Here is an 11,911-nt window from a genome sequence, read left to right as displayed (position 1 = left end):
TGCACTTATTTTGTCTACTTGACGTTTCCTCTCACAATGTGCACATTCTTTTAAAGATCTTTCAATCAGAATAAAAAAGAGATACTTATCCTTTACTAGTAGGTCACTTATTTTCTACTTTGACGGTTCCTCTCACAATGTGCACATTCTTTTATAGAATTTTCATTTTAGAATAAAGGAGCTATCTGCTCACCTTCTACTAGTTGTGCACTTATTTTCTACTTTGACGTTTCCTCTCACAATGTGCACATCCATCATCTTAAAAATAAAAAGAGATATACCCATCCTTTACTAGTAGTGCACATATTTTCTACTTTGACAGTTCCTCTCACAATAGGCACTCCCTTTTAAAATATCCTTCATTCAGCATAAAAGAGTATCCTCATCCTTTACTAGTTGTGCACTTATTTTCTACTTTGACTGTTCCTCTCACAATGTGCACACCCTTTTAAAGATCCTTTATTCAGCATAAAAGAGTATCCTCATCCTTTACTAGTTGTGCACATATTTTCTACTTTGACGGTTCCTCTCACAGTGTGCACACCCTTTTTAAGATCCTTCATTCAGCATAAAAGAGTATCCTCATCCTTTACTAGTTGTGCACTTATTTTCTACTTTGACGGTTCCTCTCACAATGTGCACATCCTTTTAAAGATCTTTCATTCTGCATAAAGAGATATACTCATCCGTCTAATAGTGCACTTATTTTCTGCTTGACGTTTCCTCTCACAATGTGCACAGACTAAGCCTAAATCATGTGCAACCTTTCTTTACTCCAAGCGACCTGGTCATTATTAAATGATTGACGCTCCCTTTCACAGCAGTACATTAAAATCCTGTGTGCAACTTTTTTTTCCTGACGTTTGCTCTCACAATATGCACAAATCCTTTAAAAGGCTGCATTTTTTGTCTGAATGAAATCCTTGATTTAATAGTAAAAATTCATAAATTTCTTATAAAAACACAAAATATTGCAATGTTTGCTCTTTCTTGTGTTTGAAAATGAAGGATAATGACGTTTCCTCTCACACAAACTAGCAAAGATTTCTGTGCAAGTTTTTTAGTTCTGCTTTTGTTTTAATAGACTCTTTTAAAAAAACGTTGATATATCAACGTTTCTCCCAATCCATTAATCAATCAGGTATGACGTTTCCTGTCACAATATGCACAAATTATAAAAAACAATGACGTTTCCTTTCACATAAAAAATTTTAAAGTTTTTTTCAACCCCTTGGGGGACAAGGGATTGACGCCTGTTGTGCAACTTTGAAAATCCCTTAATAAAGGTCATCATTTCCTCTATTTCCATTCTGCTATAATTCAAACTAGGAAAATAGACGAGAGGAGGGCCCCTGGAATGAACAGTAAAATGAGAATCGACGGTTTTCGAATGCATCATGCCATATTGGAAGAATTTCGTTTTCTACGTGATGAGTCATTTGAGCGCCCTCCTGCATCTGCCTATGTTGTATATATGACCATGTTAAAGCAATTGGAAGTAGAACAGAATCAACGCGGCATGCTAAAAGAATATAATCTTTCTTCATGGGCTAAGAAACTTGGAATCTCTTATTCTACTCTTTGGGGAGGAAAGCGATTTCTAGAAGATCATCATTTTGTGAAAGAGGAAATTCACGAAGGATTACCTGTTTTAGTTCTAAAAGATGTCGAAAAGTATAATACACCTGAACATAATGGTGGGGTTCTCAACTACCTGATCATACCACATGGCCTTTTTGACACAAATATATTAGCTGAATTCGTCCGTACTTCAAATCCTGAAGGGATCGAATTACTCTTATCCTTGCTTAACCAATTTCGTACTGGTATGTCTTTTAGCAAAACGGGTGAAGTGGAGAAAGTAAAGCAAGAAAGGACGATGAAAACACTCAAGTTTCAATTGAATAAAAATGCAAAAGGAGTCCGAAAAACATTAAGTGTTTTAGAGGCTCTATTTTCCATAGAATTTACTGGGATTGAAATGCGTGGTAAACAAATATGGATTAAGAAAGTTGGCTTTTCCTTGAAGCCGGAATGCGTGGAAGAGAATACAGATGAATTCAACGTGAACCCGCTTATGGCAAAATTATCAAAAGAGCTAACCTACTTCTTGGATGGACATCAAATTAAATATAAACCAAGAGACCAAATTGATGTCATGCTTTCTTTTAAACAGGAAGTAATGAATAAAATGAACTATTTACTGGATGAAGATAGAGAGAAATTCACTGTCAGGGATCGCTTTATAAAAAATTTCTTTATAGAAACAATGGATCAAATTGGAGTCTTAATACATACAGAAAAACAACGAACCGGAACGTTTCATTTTTACTCAATCGGTGCTTTTTTCAGGATGGCTTTCAGAAAGTATCTCCCTGGTGCTTTAAAAAAGCTGCCTTATGATCTAATCTTTGAAGCCAAAATTAGGGAATTTACTTTAACTGGTCAAGAACCCGCACTTTACAATCTAATTTAATAGAGATAATCAGCCTTGTGAAAAAAATGGACCCTCACAGGGCTATTCGTATTTGACCAAAATTAAAATCATAGTTCTATTTTTTAAAATAATTCCTTCTTGGAAAATCTGTCTTCTTCTTTGACAGATTTTCCAAGAAGGAATTATTTTTTTTGAGTAAGAGGCTCCGAATGTATACTTGTGTATTTGTTGATTTTTAAAATAAACCCTTGTGAATATGTAAATAGTTTAAAAAAATACTTGTGGAGATGTGAATTCTTTTTTATATTATTTGTGTACTAGTGGAAACTATGTTATTACTACTCTCTAAAAAGGCTGAAACCCTTCTCCCACAACGGATATACCCCGAAAATTTAAAATGCCTATTATTATTGTTTATCTTATTAAATATATATTTTTTACTAATTATATATATTCTTACTAAATATAATTTTTACGATAGAAATCCATGACTATAATATTCTTGTTAATTTAATACCATCTATTAAGTTTTTATTTTTTATTCCTTCATTAATAAAAACATGAGAGATTTTAAAAAGAATATTTACAAATGAGATTGCTTGGTTAAAAAGTAATATTTTAGTTAACCTACCCACTCCTCTAACAGACATATAAAATATAAATCGCCTTTAATACCAACACCAATTTGTTTCAAAGCTCGCCTAACACTAAGCAGCCTACCAAGGCGTGCTTTTTTTCCTTTAAGAAGGTGATGATAGGAAAATTGTTAATCATTCATCGTTAGAACCAAAACAGCAGCTAGATAAAACTCAAAGAAAAAGCAAAAGAAAAAGAATATTCTAGAAAAAAGAATGTTGAGGAATGAATGAGTTACACCGTGATACTTATATAAGAGGACATGGTACTGTAAGAAGGAAATAAGCAGGATTTACTTTCCTTTTATCGAAAAAGTAATGATGAAAGGAAGGATGCAAATGAATTTAGATTCAAAAAATTTGATTAGATGGGGAATACCTGGATGGATGCTCTTGGCTATATTAATTTCCTATTTTACAATAAGTGATTACGGGGCAGTAAAATCGTTCATATTTAGTAAGGATATTCCGATCATTGTCTCTTCCATTACAATTTTTATTGGGACTGGGATTATTATAGGCAATTTAATACATCAAATCAGTCTTAGTTTTGGATTAATTATGTGGATAAACAAGAATAAATACTTTAAAAACGAGTATGAGATGGACTTAAAAATTATTAAAAATCAATTCGGAAAAGAGATCCAAAGGATTTATAGTTACAAACTTGGGAATGTTCATGCTTTAAGAGTTTTATCTACTAGTTTATTCCTATCATTATTAATCTTGGTTATATTATCTCTAACGATTACTTTTTCGATAAAGATAGGTATCTTACTTCTAATAGTTCTTGGGCTTAATTGTATTGTGTTTTATAACTGGGTTTATTTTCAAAACAACTTGAATTATTTTATAAAGAAAATTAAGTCTGATTTTGAATAATAGGTTATGGCATCCGGTCGGGATGTTTTTTATTTATTAAAGTAAGGTGTTACGTTATGAAGCTTGATCAATACTTAATGATAAAATTAGTTCGAACGGTAGAAGGAAACTTAAGAAAAAATAATGTAAGCATTTAGGAAATTGAGGTAATGATGAGTATTAATAAGGTGACATTTACTAGAAAAAAGGATTCGTGAGGAGAAAATTGTTTACTTAAAGTTAACAATTAATTAGCAGAAAAAATCTTTTTTTGCTGAAATGTAACGAAGAAGGAAAGTGAGAACTATGAAAAACTACGTAACTTATACGTTCCATCAATTGGGTTAAAACGCGATTCAGAAGAATTGAATAGAGTGATAGGGGTCCATTCTGAGGATAACTACATCCTTCATTCTGTGTTGCCTAAAAATTAGTGAAGGTATACTGAAGGATATATTATAATTTTTGTCACAAACGTAGCTGGATTTGATCCATCCTTCGTAGTGTATTTTTTTATTTCAAAACAATACCAAATTTGAAATGCATGACTTTTTATTGTATTCTTCTGCCTTGTCACTTCAAATCATCTCTATCATCTTTAAATGAAATAGAGAAAGAACAAAATGCAGAAAGAAGAGAAAAACATGATGGTAAAATAAATGCCAATAACGGAAGACGCTTTTGATATAAAGTTCGAACAATTGAAAAATATTTCTAGGTAGTAGAAGATGTGAATTTCTTAACATAAAAGTTCTTTCTGTTGATGGAGATAATGATTCAGATTTTAACAATATTCAAATGAAAATGCTCCCAGGATTGACGGTGCATTCGAGATGTTAAAAGTTTATTTATCTGTAGAAAAAACTAGGATATTGATGGAAGTGGAAATTATCGTCAAATGTATTTAAGAGTTTTTAAAAATAGTAAATACCTATAAACATAATGATCTGTATAATATTCTTAAAAATTTTTTAGGATTTTACCGGAATAAAAGAATTGATCATTTAGGGGAAAAGGTGAAACACTAAATAGATTTTCTTATAGAATTTTTGAATGGATTTCAGCGAAGTGGAAAGTGGAGGAGTAATAAAGGTGAGATAAAAAAGCGCATTAACAATTTGTAGAATTTAAATTAATGCGCTTCTCGATCTTCCTGCATGTTTTGAATTTTTCTATCAATATATTTCTTATTTTTATTTTTAAACTCAGCTAAAATTTTTAACAAATCTTCGGTGTCCTTTAGGGATACATTTTCATTTTCTAAGTACTTTTCTAAAAGTGCTCCTTTTTGGATCAATCTTCTAGTTCTTTCTCGCCGATCTTCATTAGAAATTTTGTATTCTAAGGCTTTCTTTTTTTGCTCCAGGACTTTTATTTTGTCCTCAAGTTTATGTAACTCTTCATTTGTCATATTAATCACCCGATAGGTTTATGGTCGTCTCTTCCTCTTTTTGCTCTTCGTTGGATGATGCAACCTCGGAATATACCTTTACTTGGTCCTTAAACAAATCTATTAATGTTTTTGCTTCATTTACATCTTCAATTCCCCATGTGTCCATTAAGTACTTACCAATGTCTCTCTGGGAATTGGTCAAAATTCGTTTTTGTTTTTCTTTTAGTTTTTTAATTTGCTCTTCGATGTCAGTTATTTTGTCCTTTGTATTTTGTCTTGGCATTTTAGCACCTCTTTTTAGATAGTTTACTATATTATAACATTTGAACCAAATCATGGGAAGTGATATAATGGTCCCAATATCGAAGATAAGGGCGCACTTATATACCACTATCGTGGTATTGTGCGTCGGCCCTTTCTATGAAGGAGCCAAACTCGTGAGGCGTCTTAAAAATTCGCTTTGCTCATGTTTGTAAAAGATGGTGAGGTGACTATAACTATGGCAATCTATCATTTTTCTAATCAGATTATTTCAAGAAAAAAACAACAAAACACTATTGCGGCTGCGGCCTATCGTTCTGGTGAAAGACTGATAGATGATAGAACGAATGAAGAAAAGTTTTACAAAAGAAAAGTGAAACCGATTACTCATATTCTGGCGCCTAGTCATGCACCTGAATGGGTTTATGATCGTCAACAATTATGGAATGAAGTGGAGAAAAAAGAAAAACAATGGAATGCTCAACTCGCTCGTGAAATTAATGTAGCCTTACCAAAAGAATTATCCCACGCCGAACAAGAGCAATTAGCCATTGAATTTTGTACGGAAATTTTTGTTAATGATGGGATGGTTGCCGATTTATCCATCCATCGAGATGATGAAGAAAACCCTCACTTTCATGTGATGTTAACGATCCGTCCATTTAATGAAGATGGTTCATGGGGGAATAAACAAATGAAAGTGAAAGAAATAGTTGACGGAAAAATACAAGTTAAAGCCTTACATATAACCGATTGGAACACAAAAGAAAAACTGATGTATTGGAGAGAACAGTGGGCTCATTATGCCAATCGTTTTTTAGAGAAAAATGGTTTTTCAGAAAGAATTACTCATTTATCGAACAAAGATAGAGGGATTGAAATACTTCCAACGATTCACGAGGGTTTTGTTGCAAGGCAGCTGCAAAGCGAAGGTAAAGAATCCGATAGGATTAAAATGAATATTAACAGAAAAGAGTACAACCAAACGGTCATTGAACTTGCAGAAGCGAAGAAAGAAAAACAGATAAAAGAAAGAACTGACAAGTATGTTCGTCGCTTTACTCCTTTAGAGAAAAAGCAATTACGTGAATCAGCAAAACTGTTACGGATGTTTGTCAACTATGAAAATATTAATACTCGAAGATTACAATTAGGAAAATGGCAATCCCGACTTGAGTTTCATCAGGATTCCATTGATAAATATAAAAAAATAAGCCGGTTTGAAAAAGAAACAGAACTATTAAATCAGACAGAAGAAATCTTAAAAATTGAAACAAATAGATTCTTAGATAAATATTATCCGAATTTAAATAAGGAAGAACTATCTACAGATCAAAAAATTGAAGTTGTTGAAACCACTGTTTCTCAAAATAAATTGTTGAGCATCAAGGACATTGAAAGGGTTTTTCATGAATTAGAGATAAAACAAATTGAAAGAGATCTTCATGTTTTATTAAATAATCGACAGCAATTTGTATTATCCTTGCAGCAAGAACTACAAAATGCAGAGAAACAATTTGAGCATCTACGAACGAAAAATGGAATTAACTTTGCTGATCCATCTACCATAAAGAATGCTTCTGATAAAGATTTAAACCAAATGCAGTTTTTATTAAAACAAAAAGAAAATATGAATAAATCGTTAGACTTAATGGATCAGCTTTATGATCATCAGCTACAAGGTATGTATCTTAATTGGGATGGACGAAATTATTTAACAATTGAACAGAAAGAATTCTTTTTGATGGCAGAAGAGTTTTATGGAAAACCCATTTTGCCAACAGATTTCTCCAACCCACCAAGAAAGTATTCAAAACAGGAACAAAAAGAAATTATTTTCTCTTTGTATTGCATTAAAAATGTTAAAACTAATTCATCAAATAAGGATAAACATTATGATATTTTACGCTATAAATATCCTGATTTCCAAATTGATAATCAATCTTATATGAAAGTCTTTTATCATGAATGCCTGCGTTATTCAGATGAAATTGGCCCAGATAAAATTAATCAGCTTCACAGTGCGTTTAATGTTCAAACTTTTGAAAATGTCGAAGAATCATCATTTAAAGCTCCTAACACCTTTACACCACATCCGAATCATTATCTAGGTTCTATATCTCCTGATGGAACGGATTTCTTCTCGATTCTTGAAAGTGCAATCCGTGAAGCAGACCGCAAGTGGAGGGAAGATGAATTCGAACAGTATCACAAAAATAAAAAGAAGAAACGACAAAGAGGATTAGAACGATAGAAAGAGATTGAATGGATGAAAAAAGATAGTAACCTTTATAAAAAAAATCGCCAGCAATAAGTAATTTCATTGTGCAAGCACAAGCTAACTTTATAAGGATTGGAGCTTATGAAGATGGTTGTTTATCATTATGAACGTAACTTTAATTTGAAGCCATTGAGAGCTTTGAAAATGTCTTTTTTTTAACTTAATAAATAAAATAACCCTATTACAAGGAGAGAGCCCACTGATTGTGCCAGGATTTTATTTTTTTGACTTCATTTTTCCGTGTTATTAAGGAGTATGAATTAAAAAATTTTTAAGATGAAAGAACCTCTTCTTGTCCTTTATTGAGTTGAGTAATAGTGTAAAGGAGAATTCAGGCGGAAAGCTTAAGAAAAGTGAATTGAAAAAAACAACAGAATCTTGGCTTTATTTGGCTTTAGAGGTTGGCAAAAAAGCATGAGTCTTTATGGCAATTAAGAATCAGATATCGCTATCCTAAGTTATCCTATATTTACCTTTAAGAAAAATGGTTGCTAAACACTCTCATAGGGGGTTAGAAAATGACTAGAAAAAGGATTGACCATGTAGGAGTTATGGTACGAAACTTAGAAAATTCTATTAAATTTTATAAAGATGTTGTAGGTTTAACATTAAAAGGCACACTTCTCCATACAAATGGAATTATCCGATTAGCATTCCTTGGGTTTAATGAATCATATGAAACTGAATTGGAGTTAATTCAAGGCTACAATGATCAACTACCTGCGGAAGGTAAGGTCCATCATTTCGCTGTTACGGTGGACAATATTGAGGAAGAATTTAAACGTATTCAAAGCTTAGATGTAGAATTAGTGGATCAAGAAATTACTTCATTACCTAATGGATATCGCTACTTTTTCGTATACGGCTCAGAAGGGGAATGGGTTGAATTTTTTCAACGCTAAGAATTTACAATATCATTAGCAGAAAGAAGAGATTCTTCTTTTCTGCTAACGATATTGTAAGAACACTCCCATTTAGTTAAGACATTAATCGGTTTCAAAGTTAATCCAGAAAAGATCTTCTATAATATCTACTTGTTTTATAGCCAGCGTTAGCAGTTACATCAATGGGAAAACTCCGTTTGATTTGAAGAAGCTTGCAGAGGGGTTACTTGTTTGGGCAAATGTTATCACTTTTTTCAGGAGTGGGTACATATCTGACTTTTTAAATGTAAATCCAAAAGCGGTGGAAGATCTGGTTAACCTGATGGAATACAAGGAAAAGTGTTCTGATTACTTTAAAATCCATCATTTGAAGCATAAAACCAATAAAAAAGTCTGTTTTAAAATTGTACTGTTCCAGAATCTAAAATTTCAAGAATTTTAAAGGAGACTTTAATAGAAAAAATCCGAAAATATACGCTGATTAATTTCCTAACACTCATGAAAGTTGGAATATTGTTTAATTATTAAAAATATTCAGTTAAATTGACAAACATTTTAATTGATATGGAGCAAGGCAGATGAAGTGGATATTCGTTTATAAATGTTGCGATTTCCCGTGCTTTAGATTCAAATCCTAGCTTATCAAAAGAAATTTTCTCTACCGGCAAGTGATTCATTGCTTCCATCGTTTATCCCCCTTTTTGTTGTTTGTTAATAGCGGAGTTTTTTTATGATTACAGCGGCAATAATGACAGGTAACAGCGAAATTAGCTGAATTTACAATAATTTCGGCTGGGTTTAAATTCATAGTCTTTCTCCTTTTATTAGGTATTATTGATAAATTCGATTTGTCCTTTAAATGGTTTCAATTTAAAGCATTCTCGTTTACATAAGTGTTATTTTGTATGTTTTTTGCGTTTTTTTGCTCATTTTTATTAATTTTTGTATCTTTTCAATACCACCTTTCTATTGGTGAATTTTGATTCTGGATTCAATCTAAAACAACAAAAAAAGAGCTCAATGGCTCTCAATTAGCAGATATTCAGCTGCTTTCAAGTAGGAATTTAAAGCTTTACGATGTTTCCAAAGAAAACCAATAATTTCATTCTCATGTATGGGGTGCTCCTTCATATCCCAAAATGAATTGTTTTTTCTGTAAAAGGTAAATCCTTCATTCGGATAACTCATAAGGGTGAGATAGCCCTTATTTTTCGTATCTTCAAAGGTAAGATAATGTTTTGTGCCGTCCCATTCTGAAAAAACTTGAAAGTGACTTAGGAAGTCTTCAACGTCAGACTTTTTCTTAATAACCATGTGTCCACTCCCTTTCAATTATTTAATTTCAAATTCGACTTAATTGTTGTATGTTCCTGCTTTTGTGGGACAACTTTCACTTTTAAGGTCTGTAAAAATTCAGTGAAAGACGTTGCTTGCATAATTCTAAAGGGGTATGAACCATCAATGGCATAACGTTGATCTGATAGGATGAGGAGGTGCGGGAAGACTTTTTTATCTACTGGCTGCCAAGGTTCGTTTTCGATAATCCTGCTATCAAATAAATCTAAATATCTATTCATTTTATCCTTCATTTGCTTCTCGGAATAGATGCTTTTCTGCACTTCAATAAAAAATGGAGTTCTCCTGTATATACAAAATACATCAGGTTCTGCGGTACCTTTGTTTCCGTATTTCGGTTCTATCAAGAAGGTATTTAACTCCCCAAGTTGCTTAATCTCCTTGTAAATTGCAACAATAGCTAAGAAATGCCCGATTTTTGCACTGTTTTTCTTCATACTCACTTCCGGACCAAAGTAAACATAAGGCACAAAGGCTGTAGATCGTTGAACATAACCTTCACGGTGCAGTCTTAATAAAATATTATTTGCTGCATATTTCGGATTATTCAACTTTCGAAAGTGTAGTTCGGCGATATCATCTTTACTCATACATCTGAAGCGGTTTAAGTCGTCTATAATCGCCTTATCTCTTGCTGTTAGCATCATAACACCTCGTTAAAAACATCAGTTCGAAAACCCATCCTTACGGTGAGTAAGGACCGTACTTTGGTATCAAGTATGTCGTGTGACGGACGTTTTAACGATAAAATGTTGTAAAGGTTCTGGTGCAAAAAGTTCAACACACTTGCAAGTAATCTCTAAATCTTGGACATACTGATACTATTACTCTAAAAAAAGGGGCATGATCTGTATGGAAAACCAAAATTTATTCAAATGGAAACATTATCAGCCTGACATTATTTTGCTAACTGTAAGATGGTACCTACGGTACAACCTCAGTTTTCGTGATTTGGTGGAAATGATGGAGGAGCGAGGTCTGTCGATCGCTCATACAACGATTATGCGTTGGGTTCATCAATATGGACCTGAATTAGATAAAAGAGTACGGCGTCATCTTAAGCCAACAAATGATTCCTGGAGAGTTGATGAAACGTATATCAAAGTAAAAGGTCAATGGATGTATTTGTATCGTGCAGTGGATTCCGAAGGAAACACGATTGATTTTTATCTCAGTAAAACAAGAGACAAAAAGGCTGCAAAGCGCTTCTTCAAGAAAGCTTTGCGGTCTTTTCATGTTTCCAAGCCTCGAGTCATTACAGTCGATAAGAATCCGGCTTATCCTATAGCCATTGAAGAGTTGAAAAAAGAGAAAAGCATACCTGATGGTATGCAACTTAGACAACAGAAGTACTTGAATAACATAGTGGAGCAAGATCACCGCTTTATAAAAAAGCGACTCCGTTCTATGCTAGGATTAAAAACGTTTCGAACAGCCAAACAGATCATCTGTGGAGTGGAGGTGATGCATATGCTGAAAAAAGGACAACTTCTACAAGGGGTGAAGTCTGTCCACAGCGAGGTTGAATTCATACATAAATTATTTGGAGTAGCATCATAATTCATAGATGAAAAGGGTATTGAGATTCTATGTTTTTAACAAGTATATTTGCACCAGAACCATATATATTGTTATTGTGTAACACGTTTACCGGAGTATTCTTTTAACACCGCGTTCACCTTTAGCTGCACATTTACTGTAAAAGGATCTCTGGCTGTAAGCCGCATTTTGTATTTTGAACGGATACTTTCCACTGCTGCCATTTCCCTGCCCATGGTCACTTTTAAGGTTCCTTGACTATAT

Annotated in this window: 10 protein-coding genes; 5 read left to right on the top strand and 5 right to left on the bottom strand. The window is 33.1% G+C overall.

The window, feature by feature from the left end; all coding sequences use genetic code 11:
- Window positions 1-1,357: 1,357 nt before the first annotated feature.
- Together J7E77_RS30275 and J7E77_RS30270 are read left to right on the top strand one after the other, a co-directional pair.
- Complete coding sequence (locus J7E77_RS30275; protein WP_214719336.1) at window positions 1,358-2,476, top strand: hypothetical protein; 1,119 nt, start codon at window positions 1,358-1,360, stop codon at window positions 2,474-2,476.
- Window positions 2,477-3,411: 935 nt separating this feature from the next.
- Window positions 3,412-3,954 (top strand): BA5345 family protein, encoded by a 543-nt coding sequence (locus J7E77_RS30270; RefSeq protein ID WP_214719334.1) that lies wholly within the window; start codon window positions 3,412-3,414, stop codon window positions 3,952-3,954.
- Window positions 3,955-5,065: 1,111 nt separating this feature from the next.
- Here J7E77_RS30270 and J7E77_RS30265 read toward each other — a convergent pair.
- A complete protein-coding gene (locus J7E77_RS30265; protein ID WP_214719332.1) occupies window positions 5,066-5,344 on the bottom strand; it encodes a DUF3847 domain-containing protein in 279 nt (92 codons plus the stop codon).
- A gap of 1 nt (window position 5,345) precedes the next feature.
- A complete protein-coding gene (locus J7E77_RS30260; RefSeq protein WP_214719330.1) occupies window positions 5,346-5,609 on the bottom strand; it encodes a C1orf50 family protein in 264 nt (87 codons plus the stop codon).
- A 216-nt stretch (window positions 5,610-5,825) separates the two neighbouring features.
- Between J7E77_RS30260 and mobQ the strand changes: the two genes are divergently transcribed.
- Both mobQ and J7E77_RS30250 read left to right on the top strand, forming a co-directional pair.
- Window positions 5,826-7,841: a MobQ family relaxase gene (gene mobQ, locus J7E77_RS30255; protein ID WP_214719328.1), complete on the top strand. Its 2,016-nt coding sequence runs from the start codon at window positions 5,826-5,828 to the stop codon at window positions 7,839-7,841.
- A gap of 545 nt (window positions 7,842-8,386) precedes the next feature.
- A complete protein-coding gene (locus J7E77_RS30250) occupies window positions 8,387-8,770 on the top strand; it encodes a VOC family protein (protein WP_214719326.1) in 384 nt (127 codons plus the stop codon).
- A gap of 506 nt (window positions 8,771-9,276) precedes the next feature.
- Here J7E77_RS30250 and J7E77_RS30245 read toward each other — a convergent pair.
- The 3 genes from J7E77_RS30245 to J7E77_RS30235 all read right to left on the bottom strand — a co-directional run bounded on the left by J7E77_RS30245 (window position 9,277) and on the right by J7E77_RS30235 (window position 10,752).
- Entirely contained in the window at window positions 9,277-9,438 is a 162-nt protein-coding gene (locus tag J7E77_RS30245; protein WP_214719324.1) for a hypothetical protein, read from the bottom strand.
- A 331-nt stretch (window positions 9,439-9,769) separates the two neighbouring features.
- Window positions 9,770-10,066 carry a hypothetical protein gene (locus tag J7E77_RS30240; protein WP_214719322.1) on the bottom strand — a complete coding sequence of 99 codons (297 nt, stop codon included), beginning with the start codon at window positions 10,064-10,066 and terminating at the stop codon, window positions 9,770-9,772.
- Window positions 10,067-10,080: 14 nt separating this feature from the next.
- Window positions 10,081-10,752, bottom strand: a complete 672-nt coding sequence (locus J7E77_RS30235; protein WP_308160865.1) for a hypothetical protein — start codon at window positions 10,750-10,752, stop codon at window positions 10,081-10,083.
- A gap of 208 nt (window positions 10,753-10,960) precedes the next feature.
- Here J7E77_RS30235 and J7E77_RS30230 point away from each other — a divergent pair, with 208 nt between their 5' ends.
- Complete coding sequence (locus J7E77_RS30230; protein ID WP_214719318.1) at window positions 10,961-11,668, top strand: IS6 family transposase; 708 nt, start codon at window positions 10,961-10,963, stop codon at window positions 11,666-11,668.
- Window positions 11,669-11,911: the final 243 nt, after the last annotated feature.

It is taken from the genome of Bacillus sp. ISL-77 (genome assembly GCF_018613105.1).
The sequence above is the reverse complement of the archived record's forward strand: the minus strand, read 5'-3'. Positions and strand labels throughout refer to the sequence as shown.